Below are 21,295 nucleotides of genomic sequence, written 5' to 3'. Positions count from 1 at the left end.
CGCGCCGAAGGGCAGCCCCGCGAATCTTCAGCGCCTGCATAGCGTATGATGTCAGCCATTTTGCGATTCAAAAGCCTGGAGGGATTATGCAAGCGTTGTCGAGTTGGTTTCCGGTGATTGGTCAGCTGTCACCGAGCATGAAAGCTTTTATCAGCATCGTCGGCGTCACCCTGGTGGTGGGTGCGGTGGTTTTTTACGTGGTGTCTCACAGCCGCAAGAACACGCCGGAGTCTTGAGTTCCATCAGGCAGCGTATCCACGCTATCGCCATCGCCGGGCGCTTGCGGGGCAGCGAGGAACGGGCGGTGGTCCGCTGGCGAACAAGGCTTGATGGAGGCGCTGTTGCTTCGCTTGAGTCGTGACACCCGCCGCTGAGCCTCGCGTCTGATTGACGGCAATGAGCCTGCGCATGAACAACAGCAGCCCCCCCGCCAGCCGGGGCGATCACAGCAGGGCATCAACCTGCAACAGGGTATCGCAACAAAACGTCGTACATACTGCCCACGGGAGGGGCCTTTTGATCCGGAAGGCGTTATCTCGGAACTTGAAATACACGGTGAATTGAACAGCAACTTGGGCGTGTCTATCAGTGCCATTGATGACTTAGATATAGATGAACGCCACTATCAACATGGCGACCACTGCCCATTTCTCGCCATAGTAACGCAGGCGATTACGCTTCTTTAGCGCCTTGCCACGTTCGCGAACTTTATAGACGCGGCCAAACAGGCGGTTGATACCACCCACCTGGTCACCTTCGCTGTTGGGCGCGGCGGCGGCCGCCATCACATTGAGGCTGAACCAGCGATTGAACGCGCTCGCCCAGCGGTATTTGAGGGGTCGCTCGATGTCGCAGAACAGGATGATGCGGTTCTGTTCGGTCTTGTTTTCGGCGTAATGGATATAGGTTTCATCGAACATCACCGGTTCGCCGTCACGCCAGTGGTAGTCGCCGCCGTCCACGTTGATATAACACCCTGGATCATTCGGGGTGTCCAGGCCCAGGTGGTAACGGTACGAGCCAGCGTACGGATCACGATGGCGAACCAGCCGCGAACCCGGGGGCAGGGCGGCGAACATCGCGGCCTTGACCGAGCCGATACCGGCCAGCAGCTCAGTGGTGCGCGGGCACAGCTCGGCGGCAGACGGATGGCTGGCGCCGTACCACTTGAGGTAGAAGCGTTTCCAGCCGGTCTTGAAGAAGGAGTTGAAACCGACGTCGTCATGCCCGCTGGACTTCTTGATCTCGCCCATTTCCATCAGGCGCACACCTTCTTCGCGGATCTCTTGCCAGTGCTGTTGCAGGGGCGCCAGTTCCGGAAAGTCACGGGTATCAAGATAAGGCCGGGCCGGCAGTCTGGAAAACAGATAAAGGAAGGCATTGATCGGGGCGAGGAAACTGGAGTGATCACTCAGTTGGCGTGTGATCTTATGTCGCACGCGCCCACGAAAGTGCACAACGGCAATGGAGCAGACAAACACGGCGAGAATAATGAATTTCATGACGGGTCGTTCAATGTGGATCGAATAGGCGGCACCTGGCCGTTGTGGATGTGTCACGTGCGTTCAGGAAATCGCTGTCGATTATAACTGAATGACTCTTCAGGGAAAGCCGTGTGCCAAGTTCACCGCCCTAGTTTCATCTTGAGCAACCTTTAACGTTGGCCCGCTGTAAGCAACCCCTTGGCCAACTTCAACCAGGCTTGGGCGGCAAACGACAATTGGCCATGGCGGCGCCAGGCCAGCACCAGTTTCCACGTCAGCGCCGGGTCCTGGATATCCACCAGGGTGAAGTGCCGTGCATCCAGCGTCTCGCAGAACATCCGTGGCAGCAGGGCGATACCCACCCCCAGCCGGACCAGTGACGCGGTGAAATCCCACTGCCCGCTGCGTCCACTGATGCGCGGCACGAAGCCGGCCTCGGCGCAGGCATCCAGCACCAAGTCATTGAGGGCAAAGGTGTCGCCATAGAAAATGAAGTCGCTGTCGGCCAGTTCCTTCAGGGCCAGGCTCTGCCGGCCTTGCCACGGCGAGTCGCTGGGGGCCAGCAGGCACAACGGGGATTCGAACAACGGCAGCGCCTCGAACTCGTGCCAGATGTCCGCCACCCGGGGGAAGTCCAGCAAGGTGCCCAGTTCGACGGTGCCGTCGCGCATGTCGCCGATGGTGGCATTGCTGCCGGTCTCGAAGAGCTTGAGTTCGATCTTCGGGTAGCTGGCGTGATAGGCCGCAAACACCGGAGCGAGAATGGAGTGCGTAGCGGGCGACAGGCCCATGCGCAGAGCGCCGCGCTCGACTCGCTGCAAGTCTTGTACTTCGACCTGCATGCGGTCGTGCAGGGCCAGTATTTCCCGGGCCCGCTGCAGCACGATGTCGCCGGCGTCGGTCACAGTAAAGCGTTTGCCTTCGCGGGCCAGCAAGGTGACGCCCAAGGTCTGCTCCAGTTGCTGGACCATCTTGCTCACCGTGGGCTGGGTCAGGTGCAACCGCGCTGCGGCCTTGGTAAAACCTTGCTGGTTGACCACTTCGACGAAGTAGCGCAGCGCCCGAATATCCACGGTCCATTCCATTTATGCATGATTTTGATAAAACTAATTCATTATCTCTTTGCAAGTCAAATCGCTAAAATCAGTCGGCCTGCTCAGGCTAATATGCATTACGGAACCTCGATCATGTCTTCCCAAGCCCCTGTCATTGCGCTCGGTCGTCAGCCCGCCGCGCGCGCCACCTTGATCGATTGGGCGCGCGTCCTCGGCCAGATGGTCCTGTTGACTGGCGTCTGGTTCGTTGCCGACCGCGTGGCGGCCCTGTTGCATCTACCCGTCTCGGGTGGGGTGCTGGGTCTGCTGGTGTTGGTGGCCTTGCTGCTCAGTGGCCTGGTCAAGCCGCCGCTGATCGAAAAAGGTGCCGAGTGGCTGCTGGCCAACATGCTGCTGTATTTCATTCCGCTGGTGGTGTCGATTGTCCAATACACCTCGTTGATCCAGAGTGAAGGCCTCAAGCTGTTCCTGGCCATCGGCATCGGCTTCATCTCGGTGATGCTGGCCACCGCACTGACGGTGGAGTGGGTCTGCGCCTTGACCCGCAAACGCACCTTGCGCCGCCACCTGCAGCGGCGTCGCGCGCATCAGTTGGCGCGCATCCGATGAGCAACTCGATCATTGCATTGATCTGCCTGGCGGTGACCATCGGGCTCTTCTACGGCAACCAGGCGCTCTACCGCCGGCACAAGCGGGTGTGGCTGATTCCGGCGATTTCCACCTCCCTGCTGCTGATCGCGCTGGTGGAACTGACGGCCACTTCCTACACGGTGTATTTCCAGGACACCCACTGGCTGGTGTGGCTGCTGGGCCCGGCGACGGTGTCCTTCGCCTTGCCGATCTACCAAAGCCGCCGGCTGATCCGCAAATACTGGCTGGCACTGTGTGCCGGCAGCCTGGTGGGCATCGCGGTGTCGATCCTGACCACCCTGGGCCTGACCCGGTTGCTGCACATCGACAGCAGCAGCGCGCGCAGCCTGCTGTCGCGCTCGGTGTCGACGCCATTCGCTCTGGAAGCCACCGCGCACCTGGGCGGCACCGCGCAGTTGACGGGGGTGTTCGTGATCATCACCGGGTTGTTCGGCATCGTGCTGGGGGAGGCAATCCTCATGTTGATGCCGTTGCGCACGCGCATGGCTCGTGGCGCGCCGTTCGGCAGCGCGGCCCACGGGTTTGGCCTGACCATCGCTCGCACCCTGGGCCCGGAAGAGGGTGCGGTGGCGAGTCTGACCATGATTTTCAGTGGGGTGTTGATGGTGGTGTTGTCGCCGCTGATTGCGCGGTTGTTGGGCTGATCGGTTCGTTGCAGGCGCACCGACACGGTCAGCGCGCGTTTGCATCAGATGGGGGGCCAGGTCAACCTGGCACTGCGCGGCCACCCAGCGGCCAATGAGTCGATTCAGGGCACTCATTATCGGTACGACAGTCGAACGATCAGTGCCTGGATATCCCGGGCAATGATAAAGAGGTTGCCATGCTCTCGATCACTGATATTCCAGGTCCTGGCGATGCCGGTCTTGACGAAGATTCACCTGACTTGAAAGATCCGCAACACGATCCGTCTCACCCGGCCAAGGTACCGGAGGGCGAGCCGGACGTGGAACCGGACAGCGGGGTGGATGACCCGCAGTACCCGCCTTTCAACCCGTAGGTTCAAACCTGGCCTGGCACGCGTCGCCACCCTCAAGGCTACTCCTGGCTCGGCGTCCCGTTGACCAGGCGCCAGATGCCGTGAGGGTTGGCCCTATGCAGTGCAGGTGGCAAAAACTCCTCCGGCACATTCTGATAGCAGACCGGCCGCAAAAAACGTTCGATGGCGTCGGTTCCCACCGAGGTACTGCGGTTGTCAGACGTGGCCGGGAACGGGCCGCCGTGGACCATGGCGTTGCAGACTTCCACACCGGTAGGAAAATCGTTGAACAGGATCCGTCCGCACTTGCGCTCCATTCTTGGCAGCAAGGCACGCACTGTGGCTTCGTCGCCAGGCCCGGTGTGCAAGGTAGTGGTCAATTGGCCTTCGAGGCTGGCCAAGGCGGTATGCAGTTGCTCAAGGCTGTCACACACCACCAGCAAGGCGCTGGGGCCGAAGTTTTCTTCTGCCAGGCGGGGTTGGGCGCTGAACTGGGCGAAGGTCGTGCGAAACAGCATGGGCTGACCTGTCGACGTGCCGGGCAGGCTGCGAAACGGGTCAAAGGCCTGCTCTTCCAGGGTGCAGGCCTGTTTGACGTCCTCCAGCGTGCTGGCGCCGAACGTGGGGCCCAGCGGCTCGCCGGTAGCGGCAGCGAAGGCCTGCACGGCTACGCCCTGGGCGATGAAGCTGCGTTGGCCGATGATGGTCTGTCCGGATGGCTGCATCTGGAAATGCTCCTCGGAAGGCGAGATCTGGCCCGGCGGGCGCGACCGGGGAAACACTCACAACAGGGTAGGACACATCGGGCCGGGCGCAATGTCGTGGCCATTACATGGCCTTGGCCTTCGCCGCTTTCTGCTCCTCCAGGCTGTCGGACTCGAACAGGCGGGTCAGTTCGGCCCTGGCTTCCTGAGCCGTCTGCAGGACCTTGGCGTCGTCGTCATAGACCAGGTGCTGGGCCGCCAGGACTTGTTCGTCGTGGGTCTTGAAGCGGCGGATGCGAGCGTCGGCCTGGGCGTTGGACAGGCCCAGGCCAACCAGGGTGCGGCGGCTGATTTCCAGGCTTGAGTAATAGGTTTCCCGCACCGCCTGGGCGCCCAGATCGAGCAACTGATGGACATGCTGGCGATTGCGCGCGCGGGCGATGATTTTCAGGTGTGGATAGAGGCGACTGACCAGCTCGGCGGTGCGGGTGGAGACGTCCGGGTCGTCCGTGGCAATGACGAAGTATTCGGCATCGCCCGTCTTGGCCGCCGCGAGGATTTCCGGGCGCAGGGGGTCACCATAAAACACCGGCACGTCGCCGAAGCTGCGGATCAGCTCGATGCTGTCCACCGAGGTGTCCAGGGCGACAAAGGAAATGTTCTGTGCCCGCAGGATTCGCGCGACGATCTGGCCCATGCGGCCCATGCCGGCGATCACCACCCGCGGAGCATCGCTCTCGATGGCGCGCAGGTGTTCGGGAATTTCCTTGGCCGGCTTTGGCCGCGAGCGGACCCAGCGGGCGCACGCCAACAGCAGCAGCGGCGTCACCGCCATGGACAGGGTGATGGTCAGCAACAGGGTGTCGTACAGGCGGGCGTCGAACAGCCCCTGGTCGCGGCCGATCTTGAATACCACGAAGGCGAACTCGCCGCCCGCGGCCAACACCACCCCCAGGCGCACCGCGCTCACCCGATCCAGACCACCGGCCAGGCGCCCTATCAGCATCAGCAGAGGCAGCTTGATGGCCACCAGCAGCAACATCAGACCCAGCACTGCCACCGGGTCGGCAAACAGCAGCGACAGGTTGGCGCCCATGCCCACACTGATGAAGAACAGGCCCAGCAGCAGGCCCTTGAAGGGTTCGATCTGCGATTCAAGTTCATGGCGGTATTCCGAATCGGCCAGCAGCAGGCCGGCGAGGAAGGCGCCCAAGGCCATGGACACGCCGGCCAGGTCCATCAGCCAGGCAGTGCCGATCACCACCAGCAGCGCCGTGGCCGTCGACACTTCGGGCAGGCCGCTGCGGGCCACCACGCGAAACACCGGCCGCAACAGGTAGCGACCACCGATCACCACCACCGCGATGCTGCCCAGTACCCGCAGGCCGTGGCTCAAGCCATCGCCTGACGCTGCCGAATCGCCACCTCCGGCCAGCAAGGGCACCAACGCAATCAACGGAATCGCGGCGATGTCCTGGAACAGCAGAATGGCAAAGGCCAGGCGACCGTGCGGGGCATTCAGTTGCTTGCGTTCGGCCAGGCTCTGCAGGCCGAAGGCGGTGGACGACAGCGCCAGCCCCAGGCCCAGTACCACCGCGCTGGGCAGTGGCTGGCCAAAGCCGAGCAGGGCGATGGTGCCGATCACCAGCCCGGTCAACAGCACCTGGGCCAAGCCGACGCCGAACACCGATTTGCGCATGACCCACAGCCGGCGCGGCGACAGTTCGAGGCCGATGATGAACAGCAGCAGCACCACGCCCAGTTCGGAAATATGCGCAACGCTTTGGGGGTTGCCGATCAGACCCAGCACTTGCGGGCCGATCAGCACCCCGGCGAACAGGTAACCCAGTACCGACCCCAATTGCAGGCGTTTGGCCAGCGGAACGGTGAGTACAGCCGCGAACAGAAATACGACGGCGGCTTGTAACAGGTTTCCATCTTGGGGCATGACACAGTCCTTAGGCATGGCAAAAGTGCCATTGTACGGTTTTAACCGGCAAAGATGCTGGCAGCTAGCCTTCATGTGCTAATAATCGAACACAAAGTGATCAGCGGCGCCACAGGTCCGTTGGCACGGGGCACAACGGGCTTTTGCAGAGGTTATCCACAGGCCGTTCCACAGCAAAAGTGCACAACTCGCTGAATAAATGGAACTTTAAAGCCTGCCCTTATTTTGTGGGTCGTGCAGAGCCATTCTGCCGCCATGCAGTCGATTATCCATCCTCAACCAGCAGGTCAAGCCATGCGCGTCATCTCTCTCATGTTGTGTTTGCTGACTGCCCTGGGCGGCGCTTGCAGGGCGATTGCCGAAGACCGGCCTGCTGCAGCGACCGTGGCCGTGGACAAGGCCGAGGTCCTGGAGCAGAAAGTTGCCGCGAAGGAAACGCCCAAACCTGCGCCCACGTCCGAGGCCATTACGCCCGCCGAGGTCCAGGCGGTGGACCCGGTGGGCAAGGAGTCCGTGGACGATGCGATCACGTGCCTGTCGCGGACGATCTATTGGGAAGCCAAGGGCGGTGGGCCGGCCGATATGGAAGCAGTGGCCGATGTGGTGGTCAACCGCCTGGGTCATGAAGGGTTTTCCGACACCGTCTGCGGGGTGGTCAAGCAAGGCGCCGAGAAGAAGGCCTGCCAGTTTTCCTGGTGGTGCGATGGCCGCTCGGACCAGGTCCAGGAGGAGGACCGCTACAGCGTCGCGAAGGAGATCGCGCGCAAGGCGCTGAATCAACAGCTCAAGGACAGCACCGGCGGTGCAGTGTTCTTCCATGATCGGCACGTGACGCCGGGCTGGGGCAAGGCGTACATCAGGACAGCGGAGACCGATAAATTCATCTTTTATAAAGTCAAAGGCGACTGACGGTTGACACCTAGGTCGAATTGACACCCTCAAAAGCACGTCATACGATGTCTGATAAATCCATCGCCCGCTTTCGAATGGGTTTGTCGGTTCAATAAAAATACCGGTTCAATAAAAACAATAAAAGGAACGCCCAGCATGACAGCAGACATCGGTCCTGCGCCCAAAGCCCAGGCAGCGCCTCAGTCCCTTCCCCAACAAAGAACCCTTACCAGTCGTTATCGCTGGACCATCTGCGCCTTGCTGTTTGTGGCGATCGGCATCAACTACATCGACCGCCAGATGATCGGCATCCTCAAGCCGACCCTGACCGCTGACCTGAAATGGTCGGAGACGGACTACGCCAGTGTCGTGTTCTGGTTCCAGTGCGCTTACGCCATTGGCTTTCTGACCTTTGGCCGGGTCATCGACAAGGTGGGTGTGCGTATCGGCTATGCCTTGGCGTTTACCTTGTGGACTATCGCCAGCATCTGCCACGGGCTGGTCAACGGCGTCACCCAGTTCGCCATGGCGCGTTTTGCCTTGGGGTTCGGCGAGTCAGGCAGCTTTCCGGCCAGCCTCAAGGCCGTGTCTGAATGGTTTCCGCAAAAGGAGCGGGCGCAAGCCACCGGTATTTTCAACGCCGGGACCGCGTTCGGGCCGATCGTCACGCCGTTGCTGGTGCCTGCCATTACTCTGGCCTGGGGCTGGCGCGCTGCGTTTATCTCCATCGGTATTGTCACGGCCTTGTGGCTGGTGGCCTGGCTGCTGATGTATCGCAGCCCGCAGAACCACCCCAAGGTCAGCGCCGAGGAACTGGACTACATCCGTTCGGACACCGATCCGTCGCTGCCGGTGGACGCCACGCCAGCGAAATTTTCCTGGTTCAAGCTGCTGACCTTCCGCGAAACCTGGGCCTACGCGGCGGGCAAATTCCTCACCGACCCGATCTGGTGGCTGTACCTGTTCTGGCTGCCGGACTTCCTCGGCAAGACCTATGGCCTTGACCTGAAGTCTTTCGGCCCGCCCTTGATTGCCGTGTACGTGCTCGCCGACGTCGGATCAGTACTGGGTGGCTGGGGCTCGTCCAAACAGATGAAGAAGGGCCGCAGCGCCAACGCCTCACGCAAGACCACCATGCTGCTGTGCGCCCTGGCCGTAACGCCCATTGTCACCGCACAGTTCGTTTCCAGCCTGTGGGTCGTGGTAGGGATCATTGGTCTGGCGGCGGCTGCCCATCAGGCCTGGTCGGCCAACCTGATGACCTTGCCGTCGGACCTGTTCCCGAAACAGGCGGTGGCGTCGGTGATCGGTATCGGCGGTACGGCGGGGGCCATCGGTGGCATGTTGATGACCACTTACAACGGTTACATTCTTGAAGTGTTCAAGTCGTATCAGCCGATTTTCATCGTTGCTGGCAGCATGTACTTGGTGGCCATTCTGGTGATCCATTTGCTGACCCCTCGGCTCAAGCCGGTCGCCGCCGAGCGCTTGCTGGACCGCTAGCCATCGGCCAAACGGCCGGGCCAGACGTCCGGCTGTTTGACAGGCCTTCTGCCACCCTCCAGACTTCGGCTCCCGCGAGGCTGTGAGGTTTGCCATGAAATTCTGGTTTATGCTGCTGCGCCGACGCTTCGGTTCCGTTCGGTGGCGAACCCGTGTGACCTTATGGGGTGCGGCCACCTTGGCCGGTTTGTGCGTGGTCATGTTTGCGCGGCTGGCGGACCTGGCGCTGACCGGGTTCAGCGACCTCACCCAAGGGCGACCATGGCTGCCGTTTCTGCTGACACCGACGCTGGGCATGGTGGTGGTGTACCTGACCCAGCGCTTTTTCCCGGGCAGCCAGGGCAGCGGCATCCCGCAAGTCATCGCCGCCACTCGCATGGTTGCCACCGGGCGCCCAGTCAAGCGCCTGGTCTCTCTGCGCATTGCCGCGGCCAAGATCGGCTTGGGTACCGTCGCACTGGGGGCCGGTTTTTCCGCTGGGCGCGAGGGGCCTTCGGTGCAGGTCGCGGCCTCGATCATGCACGCCGCGCACCGTTTTCTGCCCAATCTGCGCGTGGTGCGGGTCCAGGACATGATCCTGGCCGGCGGGGCGGCGGGTATTGCGGCCGCGTTCAATACGCCCTTGGCCGGCATCGCGTTTGCCGTCGAGGAACTGGGCCGCAAGCTGGAAACCCGGACCAGCGGTGTGCTGCTGAGCACGATCATACTGTCCGGGATGATCGCCATCGGCTTGCAGGGTAACTACAACTATTTTGGTCGCCTGAACGTAAGCGACCTGACGGTGCAGATCATTCTGCCGGTGATGTACCTGGGGGTGTTCTGTGGCTTGACCGGCGGGCTGTTCAGTCGCCTGCTGCTGTTGCCCCAGCGGTTTGCCCAGCATCCCGTATGGGCCTGGCGCGCCCGGCGGCCGGTGATGTTTGCCGGTTTGTGCGGGCTGGTGGTGGCCGTGGCGGGATTTGCCAGCGGCGGCCTGTCCTTCGGCAGCGGCTATGGCATCACCACGCAGCTGATCAACCACGGCCAGGCGATTCCCTGGTACGCCGCATTGACCCGTTTCATCGCGACCCTGGCGACTTATTATTCGGGGCTGCCGGGCGGGATCTTCGCCCCGGCGCTGGCGGTGGGGGCGGCCATGGGTTCCAACGCCGCCGAACTGTTCCACCTCGCTCCCCAGGCCACCATTGCCTTGTGCATGGCCGGCTTCCTCGCGGCGGTGACGCAGTCGCCCATCACCTCGGCGATCATCGTCATGGAAATGATCGACAGTCATGGCATGGTCATCAGCCTGATGGCCATCGCGTTGATCGCCAAGGCCGTCAGCGCGAGCCTGGGGCCGGAGCTTTATCAGCAGTTGGCCATCGGCTTCATCAAGGCCGAAACGGCACGCACGGCAGCCAGCGAGGAGCCCGTCGCGGATAAATCCGCACCATCGCTGTAATCAATAGTCACCATCACCGATCGCAAGTTCTGTTTCCACAGCAAAGGAGGAAGATAGCGTCATACCACCGGTTTTCGAAGGATACCTGCGATGAGGCTTTCTACTCTGTTCACTCTTGTGGCCCTGTTGAGCGTGGCTGTGATTGGCACGGCCTCGGCCACCAGCGCGGACAGTTGCCACCTGTTACCGGTGGCCAACAGCAACACAGTGCTCAAGCCTTCGCAAACGGTGGGTGTGCTGTACAGCGAAAACACCGTGAACACGTTGGCCTACCTGCAGCGCTACCACAGCATGGCGCTGGAGGGCGCGAAAGACAGCCGTCTGGATGGCCGCATCCGCGCGGCTTTCGTCACCAGTTCGGACCCGCGCCTGGCCATTGATCGGCTGCTGGGCTCGCTGCAGAAGAACTTCGCTTCGGTCACGGTTTACGACACTCTCGATGCGCTGGTGCAGGCGCACCCGGATGTCACCGTGATGCTCGACACCTACAGCCAGTTGGTGACTCAGCGCAACACTGAGGTGCAGGCCCGTTATGAGGCCACGTTCTATGACGCCAATTTGCAGTACATCGGCCACGCTGCGGGGGCGGCCGACCAGCAATTGTCTGCGGTGTGGGTCCATGACAGGAGCGCCGAGCAGATTGCCGCGCAGATCGACCAGCAACGTCAGCTGCAACTCGATGCCTTGAAACAGTTCGACGGTTCGCTGCGGGCACTGATAGCACCGGGTGAAGTGGCCAGCAATTGATCAGGCGGGCGGGGCGGGGGTATCGCTGGCGTCCAGCAGATCCTGCCATTCGTCTGGTTGCAGTGAGAGGGGCTTGTCCAGGCCGTTGAGGCCGACCACGGGGCGCAGCGGGAATTGCTCTTTGTACAACTCGGCCAGGTGCACGCGAGAAAACTCGGGTGGCTCGCAAAGTGGCGCGTGAAACGCATCGGCCAAACGGGTATTGCCCGGCGGGAAATAAACAAAGATACGCATCGATGACACTTCCAATGCCACGGTATAAGCGCATTCAACACGCACGTCGCGGTCAAGTCGATAACGCCACGCGCGAATGTCGCGTAACGTCTGATACACCTGAGGGCCCTCGCCCAGGTACGTGCGGCGCCAGTCAGACATCGCGGACATGCTCCTCTACCGTACACCGATAGTTGGCAGACAGTAGAGGCGGTTTAGTCCGGGTTATGCAAGCGCTATTTAATCAGGCGGGGCTGTTTCGAGTGGGCACTCGTCCGCCCGCAAGAACGCACAGGCTGAACACGGCTATCAATGCACCGAGGGCGGCGATGCCCAAGGCAATTTTTGGCCTGACCACGGCGGTGTCCATGGTCGAAAACAGAGAGCAGGGCGAGGCAGTTTGGCGGGGTCGATACGTCTCGCCGTTCAGTTTTTGCAACTGATAGACCTCGCCATGGGCCACCCAGGCTTTGACCGGTTCGCCGTTCTCCAGGTTGGCTTCGCCTTTGCGATACCCTGAGCACACCCCGGAAAGGCTGATCAACTGGTCATCAAGCCGCACGGCCAGGGCGTAAACATGCGCGTCCTGGGTGCGTACCTGCTCGGTGCTGCCGGTGGTGATCTGCATATCGGTCACGGTGGGCAAGGTAAACTGATAGTAAGCGGCTTGCAGCGAGGCCGCGAGGCACAACAATACACCGGCGCGGAACAGGAGCGTCAGACGGGTCCGATTCACCTGAGTGCGCCACCGTTTAAGCAGCGACAAAGAACGGTAAGCCGAAGGGTAAGTAGTGAGTGGCATGGTGAGGCTCCTTCAATAAGCCGGAATATAAGTGTTGTCGGGATGAAGCGTTGAAACCCACTACTCATTAACGGCGCCGTCAGCACCGCAGTTAAACAGTCAATGACGTTTTAAAATACACGCCCGTGCCGCCGATCGGCGACAGCACATCAAGCACCACGACAGAACCGGCGTCCTGTTAACAGGGGCGCCGGTAAAAGTGCGAAAGAAGAATCAAACCAGGACGAAAACCACGTTGAACGCGCTGCGTGAGCCGTTTCGAGCCGTGCGACATGGGACACTGCTGCAATAAGACAAATAAAAGAGTGGGTTTCCCGACATCGGGACAGGGCAGGACCCACTGCGTTGCAGAAGCTTGGCTTACTTTAAAGTTACCGCGTTAAAGCACAAGGGGGTACCGGTAAAATATTTACCGAGGTGAGTGTGTTTTAACGTGATTAAATTGGCGTCGCCTTTTTGACTGTGACGGCGACGGCAGTTTTAAATCAGCGGCTTTACGGCGGCTTTACCGGCGGCTCTTTTCTGCTGAAATAAAACAGGCGTGTGCCCACCGAGGGGGATTAAGGTTAATTAAGGTGAGCGACGGGAACTTGCACTCGGATTGCCCGTCACACCCTCTTGAAATTGAAACATGATCCGCGGTGCCTTCGACCCCTTCATTCGCTCAGGAACGAGATATGAATCCTTTTACGTCGTCTCAAGACCCGTCCGCTTCCGGGCCGTCGGGGCCCAGCGCTGGCGGTGGCGTGGCCACTCGGCGCGATGCGTTATTCACTGCGTTTCAAGATCCGTCATCCAGCGGACCCGCACTGAATAATGGCGATATGGAATCAAGTGGTGCCACCTTTTTAACTGCCCCTCGTGAAGAAGCTGTTCTGTTTGTTTGTTCTCAAGACCCCGGTGCAACCACTGCGCACTACGGCCCCAAACGCCACGGCGCTTGAAAGCGTTCTAATACTGTCGGCCTCGCAATGAGGCCGACCGTTCGTTATTCGTCCTTGAATGTTTCCCCTGACGCATCAGCGTCTTTCACCTTTGCACCTGAACTCCCGCCGCTGGCCTCGTGACTAAAGCCCATACGTGCACACACTGTCCGAGGAGGCCTGAATGGCTAGCAAAAAAGTTGCCGAGATTGTCATCGAGACGTTGCAGGCCGCCGGGGTACGGCATTGCTACGGCATCGTCGGCGATACGCTCAACCATGTAACCGACGCGATTCACCGCAGCGAGATCCAATGGGTCCATGTGCGTCACGAAGAGGTGGCGGCCTTTGCGGCTGGCGCCGAGTCGTTCATCAGTGGTCGCCTCACGGCCTGTGCCGGCTCGTGCGGCCCGGGCGGTCTGCACTTCATCAACGGGGTGTTCGAGGCCCAGCGCAACGGCGCCCCCATGGTGTTGATCGCCAGCCAGGTAGTTACCAGCGAGTTGGGCATGGATTTCCCCCAGGAAGTTGACTTCAAGGCCATCTACGGCCCGTGCACGGTGTTCTGCGAACAGGTCTATACGCCGGGTCAGGCGCGGCGCGTCACTGCGTTGGCGGCGCAGACGGCGCTGAACGAGGGCGGTGTGGCGGTGATCATCCTGCCCTCGGACATCAGTGTCGCCGAGGTGGATACCAAGGCCGATCAGCCCTTCAGTGCCCATTATCCACGCCCGGTCACTCAGCCCAACCCCGAAGAGCTGGTAGCCGTGGCGAAGCTGTTGGCGGCCGGCAAGAAAGTCTCGATCTACGCCGGTTTTGGCTGTGAAGGCGCCCACCACGAACTGATCGAACTGGCCCGCCTGCTCAAGGCCCCCATCGCTCATACGTCCCGGGCCAAGGACTTCGTCGAGTACGACAATCCCTACAACATGGGCATGACCGGCGTGTTCGGGGTCGAGTCCGGCTACCACGCCATGATGGAATGCGACACCTTGCTGTTGCTGGGCGCCGATTTTGCCTGGAAGCAGTTTTATCCCAGTCACGCCAAGGTCATTCAGGTGGACCGCAAAGGTGCGCATTTGGGTCGCCGTCATCCGATCGACCTGGGCGTGGTGGGCGACGTGCTGCCGACCTTGCAAGCGTTGCTGCCGTTGATCGAAGAGAAGACCACGGTGAGCTGGCTGGAGGAATGCCTGAAACACCGCCAGCAGACCCTCAAGACTCTGGCCCACGACCAGCGCCACACCGAGGGCACGTTGATCCACCCGCAGTACCTCACCCACCTGCTGGATAAGCACGCCACTCCCGATGCGCTGTTTACCGCCGACGGTGGCTCACCGATGGTCTGGGTCCTGCGTCACATCAATGTCAACGGTGCCCGCCGCACCCTGACCAGCCTGCGCCACGGCACCATGGCCAACGCCATGCCGCAAGCCTTGGGGTTGCAGAAAGCCTACCCGGGCCGCCAGGTGATTTCGCTGTCCGGTGACGGCGGTCTGGCCATGCTGCTGGGGGATCTGCTCACGGCCGTGCAGGAGAAGCTGCCGATCAAGGTGGTGGTGTACAACAATGCCTCGCTGAATTTCGTGCAGATCGAGCAGAAGGTTGAAGGCTTGCTGGACAACTACACCGACCTGCACAACCCCGACTTTTCCGAAGTCGCTCAGGCTATGGGCCTCTACGGCAGACAGGTCAGCAACGGCGGGGATCTTGAAGAGGCGGTGCAGGCGTTTCTTGCCCATCCCGGGCCGGCGCTGCTGGACGTCAAGGTCAACCCGGAAGAGCTGGTGATGCCGCCCAAGGTCGAGTTGGGTCAAGTGGCCGGCATGGCGCTCTACTCCGCCAAAGCGGTGCTGGGCGGCCGGGCCGGCGACGTCAAACACTTGCTGGTGGACAATTTCATCAAGTAAGCCTGCCGAGGCAAAGCCGTTTGCCTTTATGCTGGCGGCTTTGCCTGTCTGCTTTTCACAGGCGTTGGACTGGAGAGCATCTTGGCTCGATCACGCATCATTCATCAGCACCCGGCTTATCGCGATGATATCGCCGACCTCACCACGCGCCGGCCGGTGCCGGGGCCAAAGGTCGAGCAGCTCGATCCATTTCTGTTCCTCAACCACCACGGCCCGCAGATCTACGGCCCAAACAACCAGGGCCTGCCGTTCGGCCCCCATCCTCATCGCGGATTCGAGACGGTCACCTTCATTCTCGAAGGCGAACTGTCGCACCTGGACAGTGGTGGTCACGAAAGCATCATCAAGGCCGGTGGCGTGCAGTGGATGACCGCAGGGGCGGGCCTTGTGCATGCCGAGTTGTCCCCGGAAGCCTTCAAGCGCAGCGGCGGCCCCCTGGAGATTCTGCAATTGTGGGTCAACCTGCCGGCTCGCTTGAAAATGGTTCCCCCTGCCTACGTTGGTTTGCAGCGTGAGCAGATCCCCACCGTGTTACTGGACGAAGGGCGGGTGCAGGTCGATCTGGTCAGCGGCAGTTTCGAGGAGCAGCAAGGGGCGATCCAGTCCCTGACCGGGATCACCTTGCTGACCGTTTCTGTGAAAGCCGGTGGCCGGGTGGATTTGCCGACGCCGCCGGGTCGTCAGGTGTTTTTCTACACCGTGGCCGGCGACCTGCAAGTGGACGGTGAAGCCGCCCAGCGCCATCACCTGCTGCAGTTTGCCGAGGGCGCCGACAGCGTGCGGATAGAATCGGTCGGCGGGGCGGTGTTGCTGTTCGGTCATGCCCAACCCATTGGCGAGCCGGTGGTCTCCCACGGGCCGTTTGTGATGAACACCCGCGAAGAGATCATGCAGGCCATCGACGACTACCAGCGTGGGCGTTTCGGCAGCATTGGCTGACGTTGCGGACGCCGCGTGGAATGGGTTATATGACACGGAATTTTTTGCCGGAGTGGCCTTCTAACGCGCTATGGCCTTCCTGCTGTCCTGCTCACGAGTCATGCGATGCATTTTCTATCCGATAGCCACGACTGCGAAGGTTGGCGCGGCGACATGGCCGCACGCATCCTGGCCTTCGACTGGTCGGCCACGGAGTTGGGGCCAGTGGCGAGCTGGAGCTCGGCGTTGCGCCAGTCGGTGCAGTTTCTGCTGGGCTCGCCGGTGCCTCTGGTGATGCTCTGGGGACGTCCAGGCTACATGCTCTACAACGATGCCTACTCGGGCTTCGCCGGTGGCCGTCATCCCTACCTGCTGGGCCAACCCGTCGAACTGGGCTGGCCCGAGGTCGCAGCCTTCAATCGCAATGTCGTCGATACCTGCCTGGCCGGCGGCACGCTGTCGTACCGCAGCCTGCAGTTGGAGCTGTTTCGCAGCGGCCATCCCGAAGACGTCTGGATGGATTTGTACTACAGCCCCGTGCCCGGTGAAGACGGCCGGCCTGCCGGGGTCATGTCCATCGTGGTCGAGACCACCGACCGGGAACGGGCCGAGCAGTCGCGCGATCTGGCCGAGCGGTCACTTCGCGAGTTGACCCATCACCTTGAACAACGCGTCAGCGCCGAAGTGCAGGCGCGCTCCATGGCCGAGGAGCAACTGCGCCAGTCGCAGAAGCTGGAGGCGATTGGTGGCCTTACCGGGGGCGTGGCCCATGACTTCAACAATGTGCTGCAAGTGATCACCGGCAACCTGCACCTGTTGGCGCGTCAGGACCCCGATAATCAGGCGTTGCAACGTCGGGTCAACTCGGCCATGGCCGCCGTCGACCGCGGCGCCAAGCTGTCGGCGCAACTGCTGGCGTTTGCCCGGCGCCAGCCGCTGTCGCCGGCGGTCTACAGTGTACGCCGGCTGCAGGACAGTCTGGGCGAGTTGCTGCCCCGCGCGCTGGGCGAAACCATCCAGTTGAACGTCAGCTTGCCGGAGCCGTCCTGGTCGATCCATGTCGACCGCAACCAGCTGGAAAACGCCGTGCTGAACCTGGCCTTGAATGCCCGCGATGCCATGCAGGGGGAGGGCATACTGCGTTTGAGCGGGCACAACGTGCAGTTGGACGAAGCCTTCTGCCGAGGCAAGGAGCTGGCGGCGGGGTCCTACGTGCGCCTGTCGGTCAGCGACAACGGCAGTGGCATGAGCCCCGAGGTGCTCGAGCACGCCTTCGAGCCATTCTTCACCACCAAGCCCGATGGCCACGGCACCGGGCTGGGCCTGAGCATGGTATTTGGTTTCGTGAAACAGAGCGGTGGGCACATCGAGGTGGTCAGCGAAGTCGATGCAGGCACCACCGTGCACCTGTATTTCCCGCGCAGCGAATTACCGGAAACCCAGGAACAGCAGGCGCTGCCACAGGCCGCCAGCGGTGCCAACGAGCGGGTGCTGGTGGTGGAGGATGACAGCGGGGTGCGCCTGACCGCCGTGGAATTGCTGCAACAGGCCGGCTACAACGTGCTGGTGGCCGCCAACGGTGACGAGGCGCTGGCGTTGCTGGAGCGTGAGCCGCGGGTCGATCTGATCTTCACCGACGTGGTGATGCCCGGTCAGGTCAAGAGCGCCGACCTGGCCCTTTGGGCCAGACGCCAGACGCCGCCGGTTGCAGTGCTGTTCACCTCGGGGCACACTCGCGACATCATTTCCCATAACCACCAGCTCGCTTCTGACACCCATCTGCTGAGCAAGCCGTACGCCCCGCAGGCCTTGTCGGCGATGGTCAGAAAAGTGCTGGGGCACTGAACCTTTCCCCCTGGAGAATCCCATGCCGCAAGCAAGCGCTACCCTGGACCTGCCGGTCGCCATCAACGACGTGTGGAAGTTGATCGGTGGCTTCCACGCTCTGCCGGACTGGCTGCCGTTCATTGCCTCATCCATTTCGGAGGACGGTGGCCATGTACGCCACCTGCGCACCGAAGACGGCGCAGTGGTGATCGAGCGCCTGCAGAGCTACGACGCCGAGGCGCATACCTACAGTTATTCGATTGTCGAAGGGCCGTTTCCGGTCAGCGATTACCTTGCCACCCTCAGGGTCGAGTCGACGGGGGAGAGCAGTTGCCGCGTCACCTGGGGTGGGACATTCCAGCCGGTGGGAGTGAGCGCTGCCGAGGTCGAGGGGATTTTTCAGGGGGTGTACGAGGGGGGGTTGGCGGCGTTGCAGGCCCATTACAAGGTCTGAGTGACAAGGGCCTGAGGGGGTGGGTGAGGGCCGCCATGTGCCATCACACGCCCCCAAGGCCCCCCTCAATCCATGCGCAAATGCACCGTCTCGCGCAAGCTGTACCCGAACCCGCGCAACGTCTGCAACGCATTGGGGGCATCCAGCACGGCGAGCTTGCGGCGCAGGTTGCACACATGCCGTTCGATCAGCGCGCTGCGCGATTCCTGGGCGCTGCCCCACAGGTGCTGCTCGATCAGGTCACGGCTGACTGCGCCCGGGTTGCGCGCCAGGATCGCCAGCAGCCGCTGCTCGCTCACAGTCACCGCCTGATGGCGCGTGCCGCGGCCCAGCAACAGGCGGGTGGGTGACAGCCACAGCAGGCTCTCACCCATGTTCACCGCCGGGCTGAACTCCCGGGACAGGGCATTGAGCCGCGCTTGCAGCTCGACGAACGCGAGGGGTCGCGACAGGCACAGCTCTGCACCGGCGCGCAACGCCTCGATGCGCGCCTGGCGATCGGGATCGCCCAGCAGCACCAGGACCACGGCCGAACCGCTGGCGTCCAGGCAACGCTTGAGCAAGTCCGGGCGCAGTGCCTTGAGGTCCAACAGCACAAAGCGAAAGTCGCTGCCTTCAAGGGCCCAGTCGGCTTCGTCGGTGGTGGCGGCGTGCACCACCCAGCCGCTGTCGGCGAACGCGCGCAGCAGGGTAGGGTCAGCCACATCAGCGAGATAGAGCAAACTCATGGTTATACCAACGCCTTGCTTTGACGGCAGTAGAGAGTCAAACGGGCACCGCCCTGTTCACTGCCCCCCACTTCCAGAGTAAAACCGTGCAACGCCACGATGGCCGCCACGATGGACAAGCCCAGGCCAAAGCCGGCGTACTTGCTGCCATCATCGGTCCGGTAGAAGCGCTGAAAGATTGCTTCACGCTCGTGGGCCGGAATTCCCGGGCCACTGTCTGTCACTTCGATCACGGTGCTGTCGCCGACCCGGGTGGCGCGCAAGACCACGATTCCGCCGGGCGGAGTGAACTTGATCGAGTTGCTCAGCAAGTTGCCGATGGCCTCGAACAGCAGGGCATGATCGCCATTGAAGGTCGGCAGATCGTCCTGAACATGCAGGTGCAGATGCACCTCGGTTTCTTCGGCCAGCGGCAGATAGAAATCGTGCAGTTCGTGCACCAGTGGCCGCGGCTCCAGTTTGACGAAGCCCGAACGGCGCTGGTGATCCTCCAGCTCGGAAATCCGCAAGAGGCCGCGGAAGCGCGCCATCAGTGTATCGGTTTCGGCGATCACCTCATCCAGCTGCAGGGCATGCTCGGAATCCTCCGGCGCCTGCTGCTGAATGCGGTACAGCTGGGCGCGCAAGCGCGTCAACGGCGTGCGCAAGTCATGGGCGATGTTGTCGCTGACGCTCTTGACCTCCATCATCAGCCGCTCGATACGTTCAAGCATGGCGTTGACGATGGCCGCGAGCATGTCCAGCTCGTCACGGCGATCGGACAGCGGCAGGCGCCTTTGCAGATCGCCGGCGACGATGGCATCGGCACTGGCCTGGATCGCCCGGATACGGCGTATTGGCCGCCTGCGCAACAGGTGCCAGCCCGCCGCCCCCGGAATAATGGTCAGCGACACACCCCACAGCAACGCGTGCAGGATGATCCGCGTCACCGCAAACAGCGAACCGTTGTCACGCACCAGCACCAGCCAGCGGCCATCGTGGGTGCGCATGGCAGTGGCGTCGCAGCTGCTCTGCGGGACTTTCGGGTTGTCGGAGTCGACGCAGTCGTCAAGTTCGTGGATGCGGTTGTCCAGCGGCAGGCCCTTGGGCACCGAGCGCAATTGGCCAACCAGCGGCTGCAGCTCGTTGTCGAACAGGCCATACGCATCAAAGGCACGCTCGTCGAAGGTCTCGCTCGCGGCCAGGGCTTCGTCCAGGGCCACGCCGGTGAAGCGCATGAACAGGTGTTGGCGCTGCATCAACGAGTGCCGGGCAAGGCTGCCCAGGTAATCAGAAACTTCGTAGTACAGCACTCCCATGAGAATGCTGCTCCAGGCCACAAACAGGAAACTGTAAAGCGCCAGCAATCGACTGCTGGAGGAGCGCCAGCCCTTAGAGGGGTTCGGCGATGACATAACCCGAGCCTCGTACAGTCTTGATCAGCGGGGCCACGCCAGGTGGATCGATCTTCTTGCGCAGACGACCGATGTGAACGTCGATCAGGTTGGTGCCCGGGTCGAAGTGGTAGCCCCAGACTTCTTCGAAAATCATCATCCGGGTGAGGATCTGCCCGGCATTGCGCATCAAGAATTCCAGCAGTTTGTATTCAGTCGGCAGCAGGTTGAGCGACTGGTCGGCACGCTTGGCTTCGCGGCTGATCAAGTCCAGCTCAAGGTCGGCGACCTTCAGCGACGTGTCGGCAGCAGCGACGGTGCTTTTGCGGCGCAGCAGCACTTCGACCCGCGCAGCCATCTCGTCGGAGGCGAAAGGCTTGGTCAGGTAGTCGTCGCCACCGGCACGCAGGCCGCGCACACGTTCGTCGACGTCGGAAAGCGCGCTGATCATCAAGATTGGCGTGGACACGCCGATAGTACGCAGGGTGGTGACGATGGCCAGGCCATCAAGCTCAGGCAGCATGCGGTCCAGTGTGATGACATCGTAAGCGCCGCTGACGGCCTTGACCAGGCCTTCACGACCATTGTCAACCCAGTCAACTTGCAGCCCGTGGCTGCTCAGTTCGGCGACGATTTCCTTGGCAGTAACAGCATCGTCTTCGATGGTTAATACGCGAGTCATGTTCGTTTTACCCGGGGATTTGTCCAGTAGAGGCCTCCATTGTGCCAAGTAAACGCACATGAC

21 protein-coding genes are annotated in these 21,295 nt (G+C 61.7%); 12 read left to right on the top strand and 9 right to left on the bottom strand.

Annotated features, from left to right (window positions below; all coding sequences use genetic code 11):
* Positions 1 to 86: 86 nt before the first annotated feature.
* On the top strand, positions 87 to 236 hold the full coding sequence (locus tag HB675_RS12870; RefSeq protein ID WP_213878708.1) for a hypothetical protein: 150 nt from the start codon (positions 87 to 89) through the stop codon (positions 234 to 236).
* 366 nt (positions 237 to 602) lie between these two features.
* On the opposite strand, the gene lpxO is transcribed toward HB675_RS12870, so the two are convergent.
* The gene (lpxO, locus tag HB675_RS12865; RefSeq protein ID WP_213878707.1) at positions 603 to 1,502 is read right to left on the bottom strand and encodes a lipid A hydroxylase LpxO; all 900 of its coding nucleotides are present in this window, start codon (positions 1,500 to 1,502) and stop codon (positions 603 to 605) included.
* Between the two features lie 152 nt (positions 1,503 to 1,654).
* Positions 1,655 to 2,557 (bottom strand): LysR substrate-binding domain-containing protein, encoded by a 903-nt coding sequence (locus HB675_RS12860; RefSeq protein WP_213878706.1) that lies wholly within the window; start codon positions 2,555 to 2,557, stop codon positions 1,655 to 1,657.
* Positions 2,558 to 2,671: 114 nt separating this feature from the next.
* On the opposite strand from HB675_RS12860, the gene HB675_RS12855 reads away from it, so the two are divergent.
* The 3 genes from HB675_RS12855 to HB675_RS12845 all read left to right on the top strand — a co-directional run bounded on the left by HB675_RS12855 (position 2,672) and on the right by HB675_RS12845 (position 4,190).
* Complete coding sequence (locus tag HB675_RS12855; RefSeq protein WP_213878705.1) at positions 2,672 to 3,148, top strand: CidA/LrgA family protein; 477 nt, start codon at positions 2,672 to 2,674, stop codon at positions 3,146 to 3,148.
* On the top strand, positions 3,145 to 3,834 hold the full coding sequence (locus HB675_RS12850; RefSeq protein WP_213878704.1) for an LrgB family protein: 690 nt from the start codon (positions 3,145 to 3,147) through the stop codon (positions 3,832 to 3,834). The genes HB675_RS12855 and HB675_RS12850 overlap by 4 nt, the downstream gene beginning before the upstream one ends.
* Before the next feature lie 179 nt (positions 3,835 to 4,013).
* Positions 4,014 to 4,190: a hypothetical protein gene (locus HB675_RS12845; protein ID WP_213878703.1), complete on the top strand. Its 177-nt coding sequence runs from the start codon at positions 4,014 to 4,016 to the stop codon at positions 4,188 to 4,190.
* Between the two features lie 38 nt (positions 4,191 to 4,228).
* Here the strand turns inward: HB675_RS12845 and HB675_RS12840 are convergent, their stop codons facing one another.
* On the bottom strand, positions 4,229 to 4,894 hold the full coding sequence (locus HB675_RS12840) for a hypothetical protein (protein ID WP_213878702.1): 666 nt from the start codon (positions 4,892 to 4,894) through the stop codon (positions 4,229 to 4,231).
* Between the two features lie 103 nt (positions 4,895 to 4,997).
* Entirely contained in the window at positions 4,998 to 6,821 is a 1,824-nt protein-coding gene (locus tag HB675_RS12835) for a monovalent cation:proton antiporter-2 (CPA2) family protein (RefSeq protein WP_213878701.1), read from the bottom strand.
* A 294-nt stretch (positions 6,822 to 7,115) separates the two neighbouring features.
* Here HB675_RS12835 and HB675_RS12830 point away from each other — a divergent pair, with 294 nt between their 5' ends.
* From HB675_RS12830 to HB675_RS12815, 4 genes are all read left to right on the top strand, one after another.
* A complete protein-coding gene (locus tag HB675_RS12830; RefSeq protein ID WP_213878700.1) occupies positions 7,116 to 7,730 on the top strand; it encodes a cell wall hydrolase in 615 nt (204 codons plus the stop codon).
* Positions 7,731 to 7,868: 138 nt separating this feature from the next.
* Positions 7,869 to 9,215 carry an MFS transporter gene (locus HB675_RS12825; protein ID WP_213878699.1) on the top strand — a complete coding sequence of 449 codons (1,347 nt, stop codon included), beginning with the start codon at positions 7,869 to 7,871 and terminating at the stop codon, positions 9,213 to 9,215.
* A 94-nt stretch (positions 9,216 to 9,309) separates the two neighbouring features.
* On the top strand, positions 9,310 to 10,656 hold the full coding sequence (locus HB675_RS12820) for a chloride channel protein (RefSeq protein WP_256737524.1): 1,347 nt from the start codon (positions 9,310 to 9,312) through the stop codon (positions 10,654 to 10,656).
* Positions 10,657 to 10,746: 90 nt separating this feature from the next.
* Complete coding sequence (locus tag HB675_RS12815; RefSeq protein ID WP_213878698.1) at positions 10,747 to 11,403, top strand: ATPase; 657 nt, start codon at positions 10,747 to 10,749, stop codon at positions 11,401 to 11,403.
* On the opposite strand, the gene HB675_RS12810 is transcribed toward HB675_RS12815, so the two are convergent.
* A complete protein-coding gene (locus HB675_RS12810; RefSeq protein WP_213878697.1) occupies positions 11,404 to 11,778 on the bottom strand; it encodes a hypothetical protein in 375 nt (124 codons plus the stop codon).
* Positions 11,779 to 11,860: 82 nt separating this feature from the next.
* Positions 11,861 to 12,418, bottom strand: a complete 558-nt coding sequence (locus HB675_RS12805) for a hypothetical protein (RefSeq protein WP_213878696.1) — start codon at positions 12,416 to 12,418, stop codon at positions 11,861 to 11,863.
* 1,107 nt (positions 12,419 to 13,525) lie between these two features.
* On the opposite strand from HB675_RS12805, the gene HB675_RS12800 reads away from it, so the two are divergent.
* The 4 genes from HB675_RS12800 (at position 13,526) to HB675_RS12785 (ending at position 18,449) form a co-directional block, all read left to right on the top strand.
* Positions 13,526 to 15,250 carry a thiamine pyrophosphate-dependent enzyme gene (locus HB675_RS12800; protein ID WP_213878695.1) on the top strand — a complete coding sequence of 575 codons (1,725 nt, stop codon included), beginning with the start codon at positions 13,526 to 13,528 and terminating at the stop codon, positions 15,248 to 15,250.
* A gap of 81 nt (positions 15,251 to 15,331) precedes the next feature.
* Positions 15,332 to 16,189 (top strand): pirin family protein, encoded by an 858-nt coding sequence (locus tag HB675_RS12795; RefSeq protein ID WP_213878694.1) that lies wholly within the window; start codon positions 15,332 to 15,334, stop codon positions 16,187 to 16,189.
* 105 nt (positions 16,190 to 16,294) lie between these two features.
* Entirely contained in the window at positions 16,295 to 18,013 is a 1,719-nt protein-coding gene (locus HB675_RS12790; RefSeq protein ID WP_213878693.1) for an ATP-binding protein, read from the top strand.
* Positions 18,014 to 18,035: 22 nt separating this feature from the next.
* Positions 18,036 to 18,449 (top strand): SRPBCC family protein, encoded by a 414-nt coding sequence (locus HB675_RS12785; RefSeq protein ID WP_213878692.1) that lies wholly within the window; start codon positions 18,036 to 18,038, stop codon positions 18,447 to 18,449.
* A gap of 65 nt (positions 18,450 to 18,514) precedes the next feature.
* Here the strand turns inward: HB675_RS12785 and HB675_RS12780 are convergent, their stop codons facing one another.
* The 3 genes from HB675_RS12780 to HB675_RS12770 are packed head-to-tail and all read right to left on the bottom strand — an operon-like array spanning position 18,515 to position 21,232.
* Positions 18,515 to 19,177: a response regulator transcription factor gene (locus HB675_RS12780; protein ID WP_213878691.1), complete on the bottom strand. Its 663-nt coding sequence runs from the start codon at positions 19,175 to 19,177 to the stop codon at positions 18,515 to 18,517.
* A gap of 2 nt (positions 19,178 to 19,179) precedes the next feature.
* Positions 19,180 to 20,571, bottom strand: coding sequence for a HAMP domain-containing sensor histidine kinase (locus tag HB675_RS12775; RefSeq protein WP_213878690.1), 1,392 nt, complete (start codon positions 20,569 to 20,571; stop codon positions 19,180 to 19,182).
* Entirely contained in the window at positions 20,549 to 21,232 is a 684-nt protein-coding gene (locus tag HB675_RS12770; RefSeq protein WP_213878689.1) for a response regulator transcription factor, read from the bottom strand. Before HB675_RS12770 ends, HB675_RS12775 begins: the two co-directional genes overlap by 23 nt.
* Between the last annotated feature and the right edge of the window lie 63 nt (positions 21,233 to 21,295).

The organism is Pseudomonas sp. dw_358, from assembly GCF_018449655.1.
In the GTDB taxonomy this organism is placed as follows: domain Bacteria; phylum Pseudomonadota; class Gammaproteobacteria; order Pseudomonadales; family Pseudomonadaceae; genus Aquipseudomonas.
The sequence above is the reverse complement of the archived record's forward strand: the minus strand, read 5'-3'. Positions and strand labels throughout refer to the sequence as shown.